A 19,462-nucleotide genomic window follows, 5' to 3' on the forward strand; every position below is an offset into this window, starting at 1 on the left:
ATGTTTTTTTATCAATGCAAAAAATAAAGGTGCGGTTTTGAGCCGAAAGCCGGAGTAACGAACAGCGAATCAAAAAACAGCCGGGTATGGACATACCTTGGTGCTGCGCTCAAAAAATTCACATGCATAGACTTGCTGCGTTGTCTATTTATTTAAGGAAAACAATACGATTCGCGATATCCATGACCGCAAGCTAGCCTGTGAGTGGGCTGCACAATGTGCACCTGACTAACCGCCATTTGTCTTGATGCTCCTAAGGCGTGGTTATCGGTGCGCTTGCAGCGCCGCTTGGGACTCTCCGGCGGTGGGTTTCGCCCAGGGTCAAAACTGGATTTGACGCGAATCCTAGCCCATGTGAGGTGGCAGGTGATTCGTGTCAAACTATGTTGTAAGTGCCAGCGTACTCCAAGCAGCGACTGGTCTATAACCGACCGCTACGGCTGATTGGCAGTGAAGGATCAACTTGAGCGAGCAGCCGCGAAGCAGGTACCGCTACTGGTCACATTGCCTAGCAGTGGGTCAATGCAGCCCAAATCCAAAGACTGCCTGCCAGCATTGAGCAAAGCTGTAATGGGGTGAGCGTCGAAGCCGTCGAAAGGATAGACCATGGATGACTACGAAGAGTACGACGAAGAGATTCCTTACGAGAGACCTGAGGAAATCGATCAGATGGCGATTTACTCAGCTCTAAACAGCCTTGTTTTCTTCGCAAACAATCTCGACTTCAGCAACCAAGCGATGAATCTCACGCTTGTGGATGAGTTCGTCATGGATCTGGAGTACGGATACCTTCGTAGTAAATTCGATGAGACAAACACGTCTTACCAGTCGATGTTTTTGTCTGCGCAGTCACAAATGTGGATTTTCTCTGCCTACGAACTGGTGCGCACATGGCGCGAGAAAATCAGTAAATACCTCAAAGCAGCAGACAATGGCGGGTTGACGCTCAAGTTGAAGGAACTGCAGAAGCCCTTGGGCTATGAGAACTACACGATCCAAAAACGCATCGAGGAAATCAATCTGCTCATAGAGAAACCAGAGCTCGTTGAAACGATGAGGGATGACCTAAAGCGTACTCAAGTGCTGTTCACTCAGATGGAGCTCCTGCGAATGTCCCTCGCAAAACACCAGATGAGAAAGCGTCCCAGCGCAGCCGTCCTGACACCTACCGTAGGGTACATGAATCGCTGGTGTGGCTCTTTGGAGTACCAGATCAACAGCGGCCAAATGATCATCTGCAATCTGAGCCGCAGGGACATTGCGGATGGGATTCGAGCGATACCCGCAATGACCGTCCCTTCAGACGACGACCTTGACTCATTTGAAGCTGCCATGCGGGGAGCTACTGATGATGAGCTCAAGTCAATGTGAATTGATCTCTTTTTTCTAGAGGTCTACTTACTACAGAACCTATAGGCGGGAACGTCTGCCCCTGGCCGATTTCTGTCTGTCGCGACTGACCGAAATCGACCGATTCTGTTGAAAAAGTCGATCATGGTTTCCACGGCTGAAAAGTACGTGCTTGAGATTGAAATCTTTGCCTTGAGCACACAGGACTCCGGGCTCAGATTCTGCGTAGCTGCGCGCAATAAAGGCGTTTCAGCAGTCCTATGCAGGCAGTCTTGATGAATCGACTTTATCAACAGAATCGCCCCAAATAGTGTATCGCCGTTAGGGTGTAATTTTGAGTCAGAATCTATTGCTGAAAACTCATCGGCGATTATCTTGGATAGATTTTCGGGGAGGGGGACGTTGGGGCGAAGCTTTTGGCCGTTGTTTGCCGGTCGCCTCTTCGGCGTGCGTTGGTTGAGTCGAATGCAACGATGGTCAGCGCAATAGCAATTGGTAGATCAGAAGGAATGCAATTATGCACAAGGCGCCATGAAGGCAATCACGCGGACAGGCTGACTTTGAGAGCAGCCAGATTATGCATAGATAGGTATCTCAGCTACATGCTATGCAGAATCATGGTATAGCTTTAGCGTTTACACCTCAAAAAATACCCCTCAATAGAGGGGTATCGATAGGGGGAATCGCCTGAAAAGCCTTAATTATGTATTTCAGACTGGGGGGAATAACTCTCGAGGGGCTTTTTATGCAGCACTTTCCAGCATCAGGTCATCTGAATGATGGTCTGCATGATGGTGCTCTGAGTCGAGATGGTCTTGGCGTTCGCCTGGTAGTTGCTCTGCGCCTTAATCAGGTCGACCAGTTCGTTGGTCAGGTTGACGTTGGACTCTTCCAGGGAGTTGGAAACGATCGAACCCAGAGTACCAGTCTGCGGCGCATCGTAGCCCGGGATGCCCGACGTGTAGGTTTCTTTCCAGCTTGTGCCGCCTACCGGCTGCAGGCCTTGCTCGTTGGTGAAGCTGGCCAGGGAAATCTGGCCGATCGGCTTGGTCTGGTTGTTGCTGAAGTTGGCCAGCAGCACACCGCTGCCATCAATGGTCAGGTTGGTGATCTGGCCGGTGGCGTAGCCGTTCTGCGCAGGAATCGAACGCGCAGTGTCGGCGTTGAACTGCGTGGTGTTGCTCATGGAAGTGGTCACACCTGCCGGATCGGCGGCGGCGCCGTTGGCTGCCCATACACCGTTGGTCACTTTGCCTGGAACCCAGTTGGTGATTTTCAGATCCGGGCTGACGACAGGCGGAGTACCTGGAGTGGTAACCGAAACCAGCTTGCCACTCGAATCGAAAGCCATGGTCGAAGGGATCGGAGCCGTCACGGCAGGATCACTGCCATCCGGGTTGCGACCATCGATCAGGGTGTAGGTATCCCAGGTGTTCGGCCCCGTCTTGACCATGTACTGGTCCATGGGGTGCTGGTTACCCTGCGTATCGAAAACCGGGGTAGTGAACTGCTTGGTGTAAGTGGCGGGCTTGCTCGGATCGAACTTGTTGGTCGCCACCGTCTGATCGATCACCGGCGCGGTGGAGTTCAGGTTGATCGTCGACGAAACGGTGTTGGTGGCCTTCGGCGCCAGGTTGGAGGTATCGATTCGCAGGTCGGTCAACACGCCGTTGAGAATCTTGCCATTGGCATCCACACCGTAACCCTGCAATCGGGCCGTGCCGTCGCTGTTGGTGACGTAGCCTTCCTTGTCGGTCTTGAACGTACCGGCACGGGTGTAGGTCAGCGAACCGTTGTTGTTCAGGACGAAAAAGCCGTTGCCCTGGATACCCATGTCGAGCACGTTGCCGGTGTTGCTCACGTCACCCTGGGTGAACTGCTGGGAAACGTTGGCCAGGCGCACGCCGTTGCCGATGGTCTTGCTGCCGGTGCCCAGGCGGGTCGCCGAGTACACGTCTTCGAATTCTGCACGGGACGATTTGAAGCCGGTGGTCGCGACGTTGGCGATGTTGTTGCCGGTAACGTCGAGTTGTTTGTTGGATGCAAAGAGACCGCTAAGACCGATATTGAAAGACATATTTCACTCCTTTGTGCCGGGTTAGTCGGCTTTACATACCAATGGTTTGTACTTTGGACAGGGCAACGCTGCCCAGCCCGGCCAGATTGAGCATCAACTCACCGCCGGTCTGGCTGATGGTCACGCTGTTGACGGTCGCGGGCAGGTTGGTGATCAACGCGACGGACTTGCCATCGATCTCGGTCGTGGCGCCGAAGGTGTAGGTGCCCGCAGGTACCGTCTCACCCGCATCGTTCTTGCCGTCCCAGATGAAGCTGGCGTTGCCGGCCTTCTGCGAACCGAGGTCGATGGTGCGCACGGTCTTGCCGGTTGAGTCGGTGATCTTCAGGGTGGCGGACGCCACCGAAGACGGCACCACCACCGTACCGCTGAGGCTCTTGGTGGTATCGACCACGGCCTTGTCACCCGGCGCGATGACCGAACGGCCCACCAGCGACGACGCCTGCAAGGCCTGGGACGAGTTGTAGTTGCTGGCCAGGCCGCTCACGGTGTCGTTGAGCGTGGTGATGCCTTCCAGGCTGCTGAACTGCGCCAACTGGGCCACGAACGCACCGTTGTCCTGAGGCTCCAGCGGGTTCTGGTTTTTCAGCTGGGTCACCAGCAACTGCAGGAACGCATCCTTGCCCAGGGCCTTGTTGCCCGAGGCGCTGCCGGCTGCCGAGGCGAGGCCGTCAGTCGTGGTGTTGGTCTTGATCGAAGAGTTGGCCAGGATGTCGTTGAGGCTCAAACCGCTGGTGGAATCGGTAACACTCATCTGAGTCGCCCCTTATCACTGACCGAGGGTCAGGACTTTCTGCATCATGGTTTTGGCGGTGTTCATCATTTCGGCGTTGGTCTGGAACGAACGGCTCGCGGAAATCATGTCAGCCATTTCTTCAACCACGTTGACGTTCGGGTAGTAGACATAGCCCTTGGCATCGGCGGCCGGATGGTTCGGCTCGTAGCGCGCTTCGAGATTGCTCTGGTCTTCGACCACACCCAGCACCTGCACACCTTGGCCGGCGGCGTCCTGGCTCTGGAACAGCGAGTCGCTGCCGCCGCTCTGGCCACCCTGGAACATGGTGGCGAATACCGGGTGACGCGCGCGGTAGGTCTGGTCGATGCTCGACGAGACGGTCTCGGCGTTGGCGATGTTCGAGGCAACGGTGTTCAAACGCGTGGTCTGCGCACTCATGCCGCTACCGGCAATGTTGAAAACACTGGATAGAGACATGGCTTACTCTCCGCGCAGGGCTGACACCAGCCCTTTGAATTTGCTGTTGAGCAGGGTGAAGCTGGCCTGGAAGCCGATCGCGTTTTCCGCGTAGTTCGACTGTTCCAGCTGAGCGTCCACGGTGTTCTGGTCGATCGACGGTTGCATCGGCGTGCGATACAGCAACGACTCGTCGCCATTGCCCAGGCCTTCCGCTTCGATATGACGGCTGTTGGTCATGTTCAAGGCGAAGGTGCCGCTTTTGGTTTTCTCGTTCTGCTCGGCGAGCACTTTCGAGAAGTCCAGGTCCCGAGCCTTGTAGTTCGGGGTATCGGCGTTGGCGATGTTATTGGCCAGGACCTCGGCACGCTGGGCGCGGAAGCCCAGGGCTTGTTCGTGGATACCGAGCGCTTTATCGAAGCTGATGCTCATGTCGGGAAACCTTCGGGTGACCTGATTTTTCGTAGGATCAACTTAGCAAGCCCCATGCCAATTCAAAAAACCCCGAAAACCGGGGCTTTGCCGGACATGGCAACGCGGCAATGCCAGAAAAGCGGCAACGGTTTTCCGCCGCCTGCCGCTTTTCTGCCGCTTTCCCGAGTTCCGCACTGCCCCCCTCCTGAATCGGGCACCGTCCCTTACTGGATCGAACGCCGCCCCCTGTAGGAGCTGCCGAAGGCTGCGATCTTTTGATCTTAAAAAACAAGATCAAAAGATCGCAGCCTTCGGCAGCTCCTACCTGATGCAAAAGCGGCGCGCATAAAAAAGGAGTCCCTGAGGACTCCCGTTTTTATACGTGCCGCTTTTGCATCATTTCGCCTGGTAAATGATCCCCGGGCTGCACTGGACCATCTGGTAATGATCCGGCAAACCGTTCAACGCTTCGGAAGCACCGAGGAACAGGTACCCCCCCGGCTTCAACGTGCTGTGGATACGCAACAGGATGTCCTTCTTCACCTCGGCGGAGAAGTAGATCAGCACGTTGCGGCAGAACACGATGTCGAACTTGCCGAGGCTCGCGTAACTGTCCAGCAGGTTGAACGAACGGAACTCCACCCGGCTCTTGATCGGCGCCTTGATCGCCCAGCGCCCCGGCCCTTTCGGATCGAAATAACGCTGCAGGCGCTCGGGCGACAGACCGCGGCCGATGGCCAGGCTGTCGTACTCGCCGGTCTTGCAGTTGTTCAACATGGTGCCGGACAGGTCGGTGGCAACGATCTGTACGCCCATCCTCAACTGGCCCATATTGACCCGTTCGAACTCGTCGATGGACATCGACAGCGAATACGGTTCCTGGCCCGACGAGCACGCCGCCGACCAGATACGCAGGCGCTGGCCGGGGCTGGCCTTGATCGCTTCGGGCAGGACCTTGTTCTTCAAGACTTCAAACGGGTAGGTATCACGAAACCACAGGGTTTCGTTGGTGGTCATGGCATCCACCACCTGCTCGCGCAAACCGCTGCGCGGCTGGGTCTGCATGCGCTGAACCAGCTCACCCAAAGACTTGATGCCTTGCTGTTCCATCAGTTTGTTGAGACGGCTGGAGACCAGGTATTGCTTGTTTTCACCGAGCAAAATGCCACAGGCTTTTTCCAGGAATACCCGGAACTGTTCGAAATCCAAATTACCCGTAGACAATGATGCCGCCTCTTAAATCGTGTTGACTGCCAGGGGCGCAGGCCCCTAGCTGATATCTGCTGCTTTGATCCGGTCGACTACCCGGGATGCCAGGTCATCAGGACGGAACTTGGCCAGGAAGTCATCGGCACCGACCTTCTTGACCATCGCCTGATTGAATACCCCCGACAACGAAGTATGCAGGATGATATGAAGCTTTTGCATGCGCGGGTCGTTGCGGATTTCCGCCGTCAGGGTGTACCCGTCCATCTCCGGCATCTCGATGTCGGAGATCATCATCAGGAACTCTTCTTCCGGCTTCTTGCCCTCGTCGACCAGTTTGCGCAGGTAATCCAGCGCTTGCCGACCATCGTTCAACGCCACCACTTCGACGCCGACCGTTTGCAGGCAACGCGTGACCTGCTTGCGCGCCACCGAGGAGTCGTCGACCGTCAGCACGCGCAACGAAAGCGCCTTGTGCTGGGTTTCGACATCCACCACGCCGACGGAAATCGCTTCCGGCGTCGGTGCCACTTCCGCGAGCACCTTCTCGACATCGATGATTTCGACCAACTGATTGTCGACCCGCGTCACCGCCGTCAGGTAGTGATCGCGCCCGGTGCCCTTGGGTGGCGGATGGATCTCCTCCCAGTTCATGTTGACGATGCGCTCCACCGAGCGCACCAGGAAACCCTGGGTCTTGGTGTTGTACTCCGTGATGATCACGAACGGATTGTTCTTGTCCTTCAACGCACCGGAGCCGGTCGCCATTGCCAGATCAAGGATCGGAATGGTCGCCCCCCGGATGTTCGCCACGCCGCACACGACAGGACTGGACTTGGGCATCAACGTCAGTTGGGGGCATTGCAGCACCTCCCGAACCTTGAAAACGTTGATCCCGTACAGCTGCTGGCCGTCGAGACGGAACAACAACAGCTCAAGGCGATTCTGCCCCACCAGTTGCGTGCGCTGGTTTACCGAATCCATTACACCAGCCATGCCCAGACTCCTACACCAACGCCAAGTGTTGTTGCGACGCGCCTTCATCACTAAACGGCACGGCGCTTGCTTTTTTAATCGTTATGAACACAGAACCGACATTTTTCCGACGCCTGACCACACCCTACCGCAAATTGCTCGGCGTGCTGGCGGCTGTTTGCCTGTTCAACGCTGGCAGCCCTGCCCTTGCTGACGCGGTTACCTTGCCTGACATGCTTATCGGCGTCACTCAGGGCTTTCTTGAATTCACCGTAGAAGACTATCTGGCAACCAGTCAAACGGAAGGTCGCTACGAGATCCAGGTCAACCCGCTCGACCCGCGCATGCACATGCCCATGTGCGACAAGGAATTGACAGCAACGCTCGAGACTCCAAAGCCGCTGGGACGGGTCACGGTCAAGGTCCGCTGCGAGGGCGCCTCCCCCTGGACTGTCTTCGTACCCGCTCAAGTCCGCCTGTTTCGCGATGTCGTGACCAGCGCCCGGCCACTGCGCCGTGCCGCCATTGTCGAGCCTGAAGATGTGGTGCTGCGCGAGCGCGATATCAGCCTGATCAGCCAGGGCTACCTGACGTCCCTCGACCAGGCGATCGGGCAGCGATTGACCCGACCAATGGTCACCGACCAGGTAATTACCCTGGTACATATCGAACAGGCCGAGGTGATCCGCAAGGGGGATCAGGTGGTGATTACCGCCCGCAGCGGTACGCTCAGCGTGCGCATGCCCGGCGAAGCCCTGTCGAACGGCAGCCTGAGCGAACAGATCCGGGTGAAAAACCTCAACTCCCAGCGGGTCATCAAGGCGCAGGTGATGGCGCCGGGGCAGGTGGAAGTGTCCATGTAAGGCGCTCGGTTCATCGGAATGTGGCGCTCGTCGCGGCTGTTCCCTAGACTGTGCTCCATGCAGGGCAAGCGCTGACGCGCGCGAGGTTCATTGATAAATGAGCCTAAAGTTTTCCAGGGAATGGCCGAAACCATGGCAAGCGTCCAAATTCCCAGAGGTTTTTTTTATCATGGTCATCGATTTCAGCCGTTTGAACAGCTCCTCGTCCCTGACGGGCAGTACACGTACCAGCGCCAGCAAGGAAAGCGCCGAAGCCGGCAAAACCGCGCCGCTGGAATCCGCGGCCGAACAGGCCGGTACCGTCAACAGCGGGGAATCGGTACATATCAGCAATGAGGCTCAACAGTTGCAGAAGGTCACTGACACGCTGCGCGATCAGCCTGCCGTCGACAAAGCCCGCGTGGCCGAGTTGAAAGCAGCGATTGCCGATGGCAGCTATAAAGTCGACAGCAACCGTGTAGCCAGCAAACTGCTCAACTTCGAAGCCCAGCGCTAGGCCACCGCCGGCGCCAGGCTTTTGGACGCTTAAAACCCAAGGCCAGCCATGCACGACACTCAGCTACTGCAACTGATCACCGACGACCTTGCTCCAGCGCAACACCTGCTGGAATTGCTGCAGACCGAATCCCTCGCCTTGCATGGCCGTGACATGCCATTGCTCGAGGGCATCCTGGCGCAGAAACAGGCATTGGTCGTCTTGCTCGAACAGCATGGGCGCAAGCGCAGTGAAATTCTCGCCAGCCTCAACCTGCCGACCAACCGCGGCGGGCTGGAGCAACTGGCCAGCCAGTCGAGCATTGGCGAGCAGTTGCTGGCGCAAAGTGACGTGCTGAGCGATCTCCTGGTCCAGTGCCAGGCCAGCAATGCCAGCAACGGTCAATCGATCCTCACTCAGCAGGCCGCTACGGCCACCCAGCTGAGAATTCTCAACGGTGGAGAAACCCCGGCGCTCTACGATGCCAGCGGAACATTCTCCAAGCTTGCTAAGCCGCGCCCGCTCAGTCAGGCTTAGGCCGCTTGATGCGCCCGCTCTATCCAAGACGCGAAAGATGCTGGCAAAATGCTGGCTAGTCGTAGTCAAATTTTGTCTGGAGATTGATTAACCGTGTCCAATGCCTTATCCGTGGATGATGCTCCGCAGCCCCCCAAGGTGCTCTCCACGCCCTTGGAAATCTCCAGCAATCTGCGCCAGCTGCTCGAAAGCCATGACCCGCTGATCATCACGTTCCACGAGCGCAGCCAGCGCTTCCAGAGCTATCTGGTGGAACTGGACCGTGACAGCAACATGATTGCCCTGGACGAAATGATCCCTCGCGATGGCGAGCGCTACCTGATGGCGGGCGAACCCTTCAGGGTCGAAGGCTTCCACGAAGGTGTGCGCATTGCCTGGGAAAGCAACGGCCAATTGAACATCGACGAATCCGGTGGCAGCCGCTGCTATCGCGGCACCCTGCCCGATGAAGTGGTGTACCACCAGCGCCGCAATGCGTTCCGCGCGGCCTTGAAACTGGCACAACTGGTCAACGTCAATCTCGACGGCGAAAAGCTCAAGGCCCCCATCAGCGGCAAGCTGCTGGATATTTCCGCTACCGGCTGCAAACTGCGTTTCGACGGCGACATCACGGGCAGCCTGCAACTGGGTCAGGTGTACGACCGCTTCAACGCCGACTTGCCCTTTGGCAAGATGACGGCGCCGGTCGAGTTGCGTTATCTGCACTTCGAAGAAAAGATCTCCACCACCTTCGCCGGCGTTCGTTTCCACAACATGAGCGGACTGGTGCAGCGTCAGGTCGAACGCTTCGTCTACCAGTTGCAGCGTGAAGCGCGCCGCTTCGACAAAGACGACATCTGATAGAACCTCCACAAAAAACGGGCAGTCCCTTGCGGTGACTGCCCGTTTTTTTATGCCCCGGCTTTAAGGCCTGGCCTCGCTGAAGTTAGGGTCCCGCCCTGTATCAGGGTCTTGCGGCGGCTGATCGGCTTCAGTTTCGGTGACAGGTTCTGGCTCAGGCTCAGGTTCTGGCCCGACACTCACCGGAGTGTGCATCTGATCCTGCACCACCTGCTCATCGACACGCGGATCGAGGCAGGCCACCAGTGGCGAACTCGTCATATTGTCCGGCATGGCCACGTGATGCAGCGGTGCGTCGTCGACCTGATGCAGGTTGGTCACCGCTTTCGGGCGAATCCGCCACACCAGCACCAACGCAAAGAAACTGAAGAACGCATAGAGCATCTGGCTGCCAAACAGCTTCATCAGCACACCGGCCACCAGTGGTCCGATACTCGCACCCACGCCATAGGTGACCAGCAACATCGCCGTCAGGGACACCCGGCGATCGCCTTCGACGTGGTCATTGGAGAACGCCACCGCCAACGGATACAGGCAGAACTGTACCAGCGAGCAAAGGAAGCCGGCGATGAACAATACCTCCAGCGGCACCTGCGGCATGATCGCCAGCGGCAGTGCAGCCAGTGCCAGGCTGAAGGCGAAACTGCGGATCAGCACGGCCCGATCGTAGCGGTCGGACAACCAGCCCAACGGCCACTGCACCAGCAGCCCGGCAAAAATGCAGCTACCCATGAACAGACCGACCTGCTCCGTGGACAACCCTTGCTGCGAGGCATACAGCGGCGCCAGACCGTAGAACGAACCGACAATCAGGCCCGCCCCGAGCACCGTACTCAATGATTGCGGGACACGCTTGATAAAGAACCGTGGCTCCATCGGCGCAGGATGCAAGGGTGCAGGGTGAATCCGCCGGGTCAGGGCCACAGGCACCAGGCACAGGGCAAAACACAGGGCGACCAGCATCAGCAGTTCCAGCCCCAGCGCCGGGTGCATGACCAGTATCAGTTGCCCCAGCACCAGGCCCAGGTACGAAGCGATCATGTAACCGCTGAACACCATGCCGCGCTGATTGGCATCGGCCTGCTCATTGAGCCAGCTCTCGATCACCATGTACTGGCACATCATGCCCAGACCCACTATGACCCGCAGGAACAGCCAGGCCGGCAGCCAATCGACCAGGCCATGGCCCAGCACCGCCGCGCCGACGATCCCGGCACAGGCCGAGTAGGCCCGGATATGCCCGACCCGGGCAATCAAGCGGTGACCGATCTTGCCCCCCAGCACCAGGCCGAAATAGTTGGCGGCCATCAACGCACCGACCCACAGGCTGTCGACATGGTCGGCCGCCAGGCGCAAGCCCAGGTAAGTACTCAACAGGCCCGAGCCGATCAACATCATCAGCGAGGCGAAATACAGTGCTCGAAAGGATTTCCAGATTTGGCGCATCGGCGTTCCGAGCGGCTCCTTGCAGTGAGAATCGGCTATCGCTAAACGATAGCCGGATGTCGACAGATCGTCAGGCCTGGGCGGCTAAAACACGTCGTTCCCAGGGCGTAATTTCATCATGGAAACTGCTCAGCTCCTGGGTCTTCGAAGCGATGTAGCCTTCGATGAATTCCGTGCCGAACAGTTCCTTGGCCAACTGGCTACGTTTCAGACGCTCAAGAGCCGCATGCAAGGTACACGGCAATGAAAGATTGTCCGGCACTTCGAATTCACCCTGGATCGGTGCGCTCGGCTCCAATGCGTTCTCGATGCCATGCAACCCTGCCGCCAGGCTTGCGGCAATCGCCAGATACGGGTTGGCATCGGCGCCGGGCAAACGATTTTCGACCCGACGAGCCACCGGCAAACTGGCCGGGATGCGCAGGCCGGCCGCCCGGTTGTCGTGGGACCAGCAGGCATTGTTCGGTGAGGCGTAAGGGTGGCACAAGCGCTGATAGGAGTTCACGTTCGGCGCAAACAACGCGGTGAAGTCGGCCATGCACACTTGCTGGCCGGCAATGAAATGGCGGAAGGTGGCTGTCTCCTGCCCCGCCTCGTCACTGAACACGTTACGCCCCGAATCGATCTCGACCACACTCTGGTGGATATGCATCGAACTGCCCGGCGTATGCGCCAACGGCTTGGCCATGCACACCACGCTCAGGCCGTGCTTGAGAGCCACTTCCTTGAGCAGGTGCTTGAACAGGAACGTCTGGTCGGCCAGCAGCAATGGATCGCCATGCAGCAGGTTGATCTCGAACTGGCTGACGCCCATCTCGTGCATGAAGGTATCGCGGGGCAACCCGAGCGCCGCCATGCACGCGTAGACCTCATTGAAGAACGGCCGCAAGCCGTTGTTGGAGCTGACGCTGAACGCCGACTGACCGTCCTCGCGGCGACCGTCCTGCCCCACCGGTGGCTGGAACGATTGAGTCGGGTCGGTGTTAGGCGCAAAAACGAAGAACTCAAGCTCGGTCGCCACCACGGGCGCCAGGCCGCGGGCCGCGTAACGGGCAATCACCGCCTTGAGCTGGCCACGGGTCGACAGGTTGGAGCTGGTGGTAGTGCCCAGTTCGTTCGCGTCGCAAATGGCGAAAGCACGCGGTGGACTGCTCCAGGGCAAGCGGTGGATTTGTGCAGGGTCCGGAATCAGCGCCAGGTCGCCATCATCGCTGCCGTAAAACCGCGCCGGCGGGTATCCGCCCATGATGCATTGCAGCAGCACACCCCGCGCCAACTGCAAACGTCGACCGTCGAGAAATCCCTCGGAGGTCATCACTTTGCCCCGTGGAACGCCGTTCAAATCCGGCGTGACACATTCAACTTCATCAATGCCCGTCAATCGCTGCGCGAGTGAACTCAGGCCAACGGTCGTCATGACGCTATCCTTGTTATTGTGCGGGCCGCGAACGGCGACCGTACAAAATAGGCTCCGCGTGTTCGGAATTTCAAGCAGCCCACATCAATAAAGACACAAAACCCCGTAGGAGCTGCCGAAGGCTGCGATCTTTTGACTTCCAGGATCAAAAGATCGCAGCCTTCGGCAGCTCCTGCGAGAAACAATCATGGAAGGAAAAGTCTGAAGACCCCACCGCCCAACGGACCGCCATTGCTGATCTCGGTGTGCCCGCCCACGCCGTTGCGTTGATGCAGCGCGGCAATTCGTCCGGCAAAGTACAGGCCCAGCCCTGTGCTGCCGGTGCTTTGATTGATCCCCTGCGCGTAATCGGCCTGACGCTCGATCATCGGCGCCGGATAGCCCTCGCCATCGTCATTGATGGTCAACACCAGTTGCCCGGCTTCGTCACTGACACTGATCAGAACGGCATGCCGTGCAAAACGAATGGCGTTGTTGATGCAGTTGGCCAATACCGACGCGATCAACTCGCGGTCGAAGAAACCCAGCGGGCTCAACGGGTCCACTTCATAGGTGGCCATGATGCCGCGGCTGGCGAACACCTCTTGATGACACGCCAGTTGCGCTTCGATGAAGTCGTCCAGCTCATGGTAGGCCGGTTGCAACGGCATCTGGTTGACGCCGAGCTTATACAGCCCCAGCAATTGCACCAGCATGCCGTTGAGGTGGGCGAACTCGAAGTCGATCACGCCCTGCTCCGGCGTCTGCCGCGCCGACTCCGGCAATCGCCCCAGCCACTGGCTGTGGGCCTGCATCAGCATGGCCAGCGAGTTCTTCATGTCATGCACGGTGGAGGCGATCACCGTTGAGAAGTCCAGTGCCTGTTCGTTGTCGTTCATTGGCCAAACGCCTTGCTTTTGAGCTTTTGGTAACGTGGAAAACGCGCGTCGGTGTCGGGCATCAGGCCGACCATTTTCAGGCAGGTCCGGCATTCCTCCAGCTCCGCCGAAGCAACGCTGGTATCGGTGCCGTGCAACAGCGACTGCGCCATGTTCAGGGCGATACTGATGTTCTTCGGTTGCATGGCCAGGGCTTTGCGAAAGACCTGCCGAGCCTCCACCAGATTGCCGGTCTTGTAGACGCGCACGCCCTGACGGTTGAGTTCTGCGGCGGCGTTGCCGGCATTGAGGATGCTCGGGTCGTCGGTCTGCTTGGCGATGTCCTTCATCACCGCCGGATCGTCGCCGTAGATTTCCACGCAGTTTTTCAGCATCGCGGTGCCGGCCTCGGACTGCCCGAGCATTTTCAGTTGCTTGGCCACCAGCAACGCAGCTTCCGCGCTCATGAATTGCTCCATGCCGTCGAGGCGCAACAGGGCCTGCTCGGTGAGCTTGTCGGCCGTTTCCGCATCGTTGATCAGCAGACTGGTGGCCTTCATCAAGCGCGCACGAATTTGCAGGCCAGGGTCGCTTGGGTTGTCCTTGGCCACTGCGCTCAGCGTGGTGTTGATTTCCAGCCGGGTGCGGGTATCCAACCCCCTGTCGCTGCCCTTGCTGATCAAGGCGTGAGCCAGGCCGAGGTTACTTTCAGGGTCCTTGAAACGTGACTGCGCGCCTTGGGCTACCGCCTGACGATAGGCTTTGGAGGCGGTATCGAAGTCCTCGTTGGTCATAGCCAGCTTGCCCAGCGCCGCTTGCCGGCGCACCGCCAGCGGCGACAGGCGAATCGCTTCTTCGAGAACGCGCTGCGCCCCCTTGGTGTCCCCTTCGGCGACCAGCACGTCAGCCATGCCGTCATATAACGACGGCATCATCGGGAACACTTTCAGGGCTTTTTCGTAGATACCTTTCGCCTGCCCGACCTGACCGCGCTTGAACAGCAACTTGCCCAACCCGGCAAACGCCCAGGGCAAAGGACGGTCGGCGATGATGCCGTCGTACAGCCGCTCCAACGCTTCATTCTGATTGAGGTCGCGCAAGGCATCGGCGCGATAGCGCAGGCACAACGGCGAGTAACGGATGTCTTGCTTGCACAGGGCGATGCAGGCGTTGAGCACCTCCATCGGCTTGCCCCGGTCGAGGGCCTGCAGGATCGGCTTGAGCAAGGTCTTGCGCTGCTCCAGGCGCTCCAGGCGCTGGGCCAGGCTGGAACGGTTGAACGGCTTGGTCAGGTAGGCATCGGGCTCATGCTCCAACGCACTGAGCACCATGGCCTGGCTGGTTTCGGCGGTGACCATCACAAACACCGCTTCATGGCTGATCAACTTTTCTTCCATCAGGTCTTCGAGCACCTGCTGGCCATTCTTCTTGCCGTCACCCAGGTGAAAGTCCTGCAGGATGAAATCGTAGGCCTTCTGCGAACACATTTTCAGCGCCTGTTCGCCGGTATCGGCAGTGTCCACTTCCTTGACGCCCAGTTCGCGCAGCATCGAGCGAACCGAACTGCGGAAGTCCGAGAAATCATCGACGATCAGAAAACGCTTTTGGTGATACGACAGCATCGAAGATTTCCAGGCAATTTAAGAAGGAGAACCCAAAGGCAAATACACGGACGGACTCAGCTTCGCAGCCCTTGATTTGGCGCGCAGATGATAACTGGTAGCCCTTAGCCATCAAACAGCTTCTCATCGCCAATCAGCAGATGCACTGACCGCATAGATGAAGAAGCGCGTAACTGTCAGGGTTATCGGCCAGCCATGGCATTCCCTTGAGAACCTGCCCCAACGCTCACTCTGAATAGTTGAACGGGCGAGTGAAAACGAGACGCAGCGCACAAAAAAGCCCCGCCGGAATCAACTTTCCGACGGGGCTTTTTGGACAGCAAAGTGCTGATGAAGGATGGTGTCCCAGGGCAGGTTCGAACTGCCAACCTTCCCCTTAGGAGGGGGATGCTCTATCCAATTGAGCTACTGAGACACAAGTCGGCCGCGACGAAACGCGGCGCGATGGACGGCGTGCATGTTAACGGCCGGACCTGCTTTTGTCATGTCGTCCGTGGGTTTTTTAAGTGTAGGCAGATGCCTCTGGCGGGCGCGGACTTGTTTACCGTGCATTTTGCATCACTGCAAAAAGCCACCATTGCAAAATGCAATATGGAGCTTTACCAAAAATAACTTAATTCATTGTTTTTAAAGAATTTAATTGCCGATAAACTCTGGCATGCGAGCTGCTTCCACTGTTCTCACAGAACAACCGAGGCACGCACCATGAAATGCGCCCTTTTACTCTCGAATGCAATCGCACTGGCAGTTTTACTGGGATTTCATTTTTTTCCCGAGACCAGCGCTACGCAGGTTGCCCAACGCATCCCGCATTACCTTCAGTTGCAGAAGGCTCCGCAGCTGGCAGCGATAAGCGACCAGCACGGTTTTGTCAGCCAGGAGGCCAGCCAGGAAAACATCCCGGTGCCAAACCCGCCTGCCGAACGTTTGGTATTTTGACCCCCCCACCAGGAGCATCGCATGTCCAGATCAGCCGCGAGTTTTTTCATCCTCGCCTTGTTGAGCGGCATTTTTCATCTGTCATTGACCCAGGACATGGTCGTCACCCTCCCCCTGATCGCCTGTGGTGTATTCACCACTCTGTTCGTGCTCGCATTGATTGCCGGACGCAAGATCAAGTTTGATCCGGTACTGCGCTGACCTGGCTTGGCGGATTCAGTGCAAGGGCCTGTCTTCCAACCTGAATTCAGCCCCTCAATACCACCTCCCCTAGTAAATCGGCCATTTGCCACTATTCTGTAAGGGCAAGGAGCAGGAATCGAGCCCGCTTTTTTCCTCCCGCCAGAGACCTTTCGTCGGTCGGAGAAAGCGCCAAGCGAAACGGCCCGGTCAAACTTTTCAAACCAGTGCGCATTTCTGATAATTGGTGCTGGCAGAACGCCTTTATCCAGTTCAATATTTGTCACAGAATTGACGCCAAGGATCTGGCTGGTTTGAGGCATGATGCGCGCCTCTATCAATTCAGGTTGAACATTTGGTCAGAGAGCTTGTCCTACCAGACATCCTGCGGCCAATCCCGAAAACCGCTCCCCTGAACTAACCGGTTAAATATATGCGCCCATTGAAACAGGCAATTTATTCCAGCCGTACGGCTGACAAGTTCGTCGTACGTCTGCCAGACGGAATGCGTGAACGCATTGCCGAGGTGGCTCGCAATCATCATCGCAGCATGAACTCCGAAATCATTGCGCGCCTTGAGCAGAGTCTTATTCAGGAAGGCGCACTGGGAGAAGAGTTGAGCATGCGCCTGGACAGCCCGGAGCTTTCCTTGCACGAACGGGAGCTGCTGCAACGCTTCCGCCAACTCTCACATCGACAGCAGAACGCTCTGGTTTCGCTGATCGCTCATGACGCTGAAATGGCCGCCGACGCGTCCTGATTCAGCCAGAAAGCTCAAGCCAGCCTGATCGCTGGCTTTTTTTTGGCTATTTCACTGGCCTGAGCATGGACTCCTGCAGTTGCGACCCCTTGTGGGAGCTGGCTTGCCAGCGATGGTCGTTAACGATTACGCGGGTGAACTGGATAAACGCGGCGCACTGGAGTCCATCGCCAGCAAGCTGGCTCCTACAGTTTCAGCGTGGGCATGGTCCCCTGTGGGAGCTGGCTTGCCAGCGATGGTCGTCAACGATAACGCGGGTGAACTGGATAAACGCAGCGCACTTGAGTCCATCGCCAGCAAGCTGGCTCCTACAGTTTCAGCGTGGGCACGGCCCCCTGTAGGAGCTGGCTTGCCAGCGATGGTCGTTAACGATAACGCGGGTCAACTGGATGAACGCGGCGCACTGGAGTCCATCGCCAGCAAGCTGGCTCCTACAGTTTCAGCGCGGGCACGGTCCCCTGTAGGAGCTGGCTTGCCAGCGATGGTCGTTAACGATGACGCGTGTGAACTGGATAAACGCGGCGCACTGGAGTCCATCGCCAGCAAGCTGGCTCCTACAGTTTCAGCGCGGGCACGGTCCCTTGTAGGAGCTGGCTTGCCAGCGATGGTCGTTAACGATAACGCGGGTGAACTGGATAAACGCGGCGCACTTGAGTCCATCGCCAGCAGGCTGGCTCCTACAGTTTTCCCGCGTGGGCACGTTCCTTTGTGGGAGCTGGCTTGCCAGCGATGGTCGTTAACGATAACGCGGGCAAACTGGATAAACGCGGCGCCCTTGAGTCCATCGCCAGCAGGCTGGCTCCTACAGTTTCACCCGAGCACAAAAAACCCGCCAGAAGGCGGGTTTTCAGTAAACAGGGCATCAGAGCAGGAAAATTGTCGCCAGCCCGAGGAAGATGAAAAAGCCTCCGCTGTCGGTCATGGCCGTAATCATCACGCTGGCACCCATCGCTGGATCGCGGCCCATTTTCGCCAACGTCATTGGAATCAAGACCCCCATCAACGCCGCCAGCAACAGGTTGAGCGTCATCGCGGCGGTCATCACCACGCCGAGTGACCAACTGCCATACAGCAGATAGGCGACCACACCGATCACCCCGCCCCATATCACGCCATTAATCAAGGCTACCGCCAACTCCTTGCGCATCAGGCGCGAGGTATTGCCGGTGCTCACCTGGTCCAGCGCCATGGCCCGAACAATCATGGTGATGGTCTGGTTGCCCGAGTTCCCACCGATCCCCGCCACGATCGGCATCAACGCCGCCAGCGCCACGAGCTTCTCGATCGAACCCTCGAACAAACCGATGACCCGGGAAGCCACGAACGCGGTAATCAGGTTGATCGCCAGCCAGGCCCAACGGTTGCGCAGGGATTTCCAGACCGACGCAAAAATGTCTTCTTCTTCACGCAGACCCGCCATGTTGAGAACTTCGCTTTCGCTCTCTTCACGGATCAGGTCGACCATTTCATCGATGGTCAGACGGCCGATCAGCTTGCCGTTCTTGTCGACCACGGGTGCGGAGATCAAGTCGTAACGTTCAAATGCCTGGGCGGCATCGTAGGCGTCTTCGTCCGGGTGGAAACTCACCGGATCGCTGGCCATCACCTCGGAAACCTGTTTGTCCGGATCGTTGACCAGCAAACGCTTGATCGGCAAAACGCCCTTGAGGACGCCGTCGTAATCGACCACGAACAGCTTGTCGGTGTGGCCCGGCAGCTCTTTCAGACGACGCAGATAACGCAGGACCACTTCAAGGCTGACATCCTCGCGGATGGTCACCATCTCGAAGTCCATCAACGCACCGACCTGCTCCTCGTCGTAGGACAGTGCCGAACGCACACGCTCGCGTTGTTGCTGGTCGAGGGTCTCCATGAGCTCATGGACGACGTCTCGCGGCAGCTCGGAAGCCAGGTCAGCGAGTTCGTCGGCGTCCATGTCCTTGGCGGCTGCCAGGAGCTCGTGATCGTCCATGTCGGCGATCAGCGATTCACGGACCGAATCGGATACTTCAAGGAGAATGTCGCCGTCGCGATCGGCCTTGACCAATTGCCAGAGCGTCAGACGATCGTCCAGCGGCAAGGCTTCAAGGATGTAGGCGACGTCGGCGGAGTGCAGGTCATCGAGCTTGCGTTGCAACTCGACGAGGTTCTGCCGGTGGACCAGGTTCTCGACCCGGTCATGATGCGGGCCTTCCTGGCGGTGAGTCAGGTCTTCTACCACTCGCTGGCGCTGCAGCAACTCAACCACCTGAGCCAGGCGATCCTGCAAGCTTTCCTGCGTTTTCTTTACTTCAACTTCGGACATAGGCGAA

19 protein-coding genes and 1 tRNA gene are annotated in these 19,462 nt (G+C 57.8%); 8 read left to right on the forward strand and 12 right to left on the reverse strand.

The window, feature by feature from the left end:
* The first annotated feature begins 606 nt into the window (after positions 1-606).
* Positions 607-1,371, forward strand: a complete 765-nt coding sequence (locus tag ACEN83_RS23515) for a hypothetical protein (RefSeq protein WP_495578582.1) — start codon at positions 607-609, stop codon at positions 1,369-1,371.
* A gap of 742 nt (positions 1,372-2,113) precedes the next feature.
* Here the strand turns inward: ACEN83_RS23515 and flgE are convergent.
* The 6 genes from flgE to ACEN83_RS23545 all read right to left on the reverse strand — a co-directional run bounded on the left by flgE (position 2,114) and on the right by ACEN83_RS23545 (position 7,235).
* A complete protein-coding gene (flgE, locus tag ACEN83_RS23520; protein ID WP_116579916.1) occupies positions 2,114-3,427 on the reverse strand; it encodes a flagellar hook protein FlgE in 1,314 nt (437 codons plus the stop codon).
* 31 nt (positions 3,428-3,458) lie between these two features.
* A complete protein-coding gene (gene flgD, locus ACEN83_RS23525; protein ID WP_116579915.1) occupies positions 3,459-4,181 on the reverse strand; it encodes a flagellar hook assembly protein FlgD in 723 nt (240 codons plus the stop codon).
* A 15-nt stretch (positions 4,182-4,196) separates the two neighbouring features.
* Positions 4,197-4,640, reverse strand: a complete 444-nt coding sequence (gene flgC / locus ACEN83_RS23530; RefSeq protein ID WP_007980123.1) for a flagellar basal body rod protein FlgC — start codon at positions 4,638-4,640, stop codon at positions 4,197-4,199.
* A 3-nt stretch (positions 4,641-4,643) separates the two neighbouring features.
* Positions 4,644-5,051: a flagellar basal body rod protein FlgB gene (gene flgB / locus ACEN83_RS23535; RefSeq protein WP_008051530.1), complete on the reverse strand. Its 408-nt coding sequence runs from the start codon at positions 5,049-5,051 to the stop codon at positions 4,644-4,646.
* Positions 5,052-5,429: 378 nt separating this feature from the next.
* Positions 5,430-6,257 (reverse strand): protein-glutamate O-methyltransferase CheR, encoded by an 828-nt coding sequence (cheR, locus tag ACEN83_RS23540; RefSeq protein ID WP_007980127.1) that lies wholly within the window; start codon positions 6,255-6,257, stop codon positions 5,430-5,432.
* A gap of 45 nt (positions 6,258-6,302) precedes the next feature.
* Positions 6,303-7,235: a chemotaxis protein CheV gene (locus ACEN83_RS23545; RefSeq protein ID WP_015096472.1), complete on the reverse strand. Its 933-nt coding sequence runs from the start codon at positions 7,233-7,235 to the stop codon at positions 6,303-6,305.
* Positions 7,236-7,318: 83 nt separating this feature from the next.
* Between ACEN83_RS23545 and flgA the strand changes: the two genes are divergently transcribed.
* The 4 genes from flgA (at position 7,319) to ACEN83_RS23565 (ending at position 9,929) form a co-directional block, all read left to right on the forward strand.
* Positions 7,319-8,077, forward strand: coding sequence for a flagellar basal body P-ring formation chaperone FlgA (gene flgA / locus ACEN83_RS23550; RefSeq protein WP_116579913.1), 759 nt, complete (start codon positions 7,319-7,321; stop codon positions 8,075-8,077).
* Positions 8,078-8,246: 169 nt separating this feature from the next.
* Positions 8,247-8,573, forward strand: a complete 327-nt coding sequence (flgM, locus tag ACEN83_RS23555) for a flagellar biosynthesis anti-sigma factor FlgM (RefSeq protein ID WP_007980134.1) — start codon at positions 8,247-8,249, stop codon at positions 8,571-8,573.
* 48 nt (positions 8,574-8,621) lie between these two features.
* Positions 8,622-9,089: a flagella synthesis protein FlgN gene (locus ACEN83_RS23560; RefSeq protein WP_495578583.1), complete on the forward strand. Its 468-nt coding sequence runs from the start codon at positions 8,622-8,624 to the stop codon at positions 9,087-9,089.
* Positions 9,090-9,182: 93 nt separating this feature from the next.
* Positions 9,183-9,929, forward strand: coding sequence for a flagellar brake protein (locus ACEN83_RS23565; RefSeq protein WP_116579911.1), 747 nt, complete (start codon positions 9,183-9,185; stop codon positions 9,927-9,929).
* A 63-nt stretch (positions 9,930-9,992) separates the two neighbouring features.
* On the opposite strand, the gene ACEN83_RS23570 is transcribed toward ACEN83_RS23565, so the two are convergent.
* From ACEN83_RS23570 to ACEN83_RS23590, 5 genes are all read right to left on the reverse strand, one after another.
* Positions 9,993-11,375 (reverse strand): MFS transporter, encoded by a 1,383-nt coding sequence (locus ACEN83_RS23570; RefSeq protein ID WP_495578584.1) that lies wholly within the window; start codon positions 11,373-11,375, stop codon positions 9,993-9,995.
* Between the two features lie 70 nt (positions 11,376-11,445).
* The gene (locus ACEN83_RS23575) at positions 11,446-12,690 is read right to left on the reverse strand and encodes a glutamine synthetase family protein (protein WP_495580907.1); all 1,245 of its coding nucleotides are present in this window, start codon (positions 12,688-12,690) and stop codon (positions 11,446-11,448) included.
* A gap of 287 nt (positions 12,691-12,977) precedes the next feature.
* Positions 12,978-13,670, reverse strand: a complete 693-nt coding sequence (locus tag ACEN83_RS23580) for a sensor histidine kinase (RefSeq protein WP_495578585.1) — start codon at positions 13,668-13,670, stop codon at positions 12,978-12,980.
* The gene (locus ACEN83_RS23585) at positions 13,667-15,271 is read right to left on the reverse strand and encodes a tetratricopeptide repeat-containing response regulator (protein WP_116579907.1); all 1,605 of its coding nucleotides are present in this window, start codon (positions 15,269-15,271) and stop codon (positions 13,667-13,669) included. The genes ACEN83_RS23580 and ACEN83_RS23585 overlap by 4 nt, the downstream gene beginning before the upstream one ends.
* A gap of 338 nt (positions 15,272-15,609) precedes the next feature.
* Positions 15,610-15,686: transfer RNA gene (locus ACEN83_RS23590), tRNA-Arg, on the reverse strand.
* 290 nt (positions 15,687-15,976) lie between these two features.
* Here ACEN83_RS23590 and ACEN83_RS23595 point away from each other — a divergent pair.
* From ACEN83_RS23595 to ACEN83_RS23605, 3 genes are all read left to right on the forward strand, one after another.
* Positions 15,977-16,210, forward strand: coding sequence for a hypothetical protein (locus tag ACEN83_RS23595; RefSeq protein WP_495578586.1), 234 nt, complete (start codon positions 15,977-15,979; stop codon positions 16,208-16,210).
* A 21-nt stretch (positions 16,211-16,231) separates the two neighbouring features.
* On the forward strand, positions 16,232-16,411 hold the full coding sequence (locus ACEN83_RS23600; RefSeq protein ID WP_095963656.1) for a PA3371 family protein: 180 nt from the start codon (positions 16,232-16,234) through the stop codon (positions 16,409-16,411).
* A 412-nt stretch (positions 16,412-16,823) separates the two neighbouring features.
* A complete protein-coding gene (locus ACEN83_RS23605; protein ID WP_003178899.1) occupies positions 16,824-17,150 on the forward strand; it encodes an Arc family DNA-binding protein in 327 nt (108 codons plus the stop codon).
* 862 nt (positions 17,151-18,012) lie between these two features.
* Here ACEN83_RS23605 and mgtE read toward each other — a convergent pair.
* Entirely contained in the window at positions 18,013-19,455 is a 1,443-nt protein-coding gene (gene mgtE, locus ACEN83_RS23610) for a magnesium transporter (protein ID WP_007971042.1), read from the reverse strand.
* Positions 19,456-19,462: the final 7 nt, after the last annotated feature.

Source organism: Pseudomonas sp. Pseusp49, assembly GCF_059491875.1.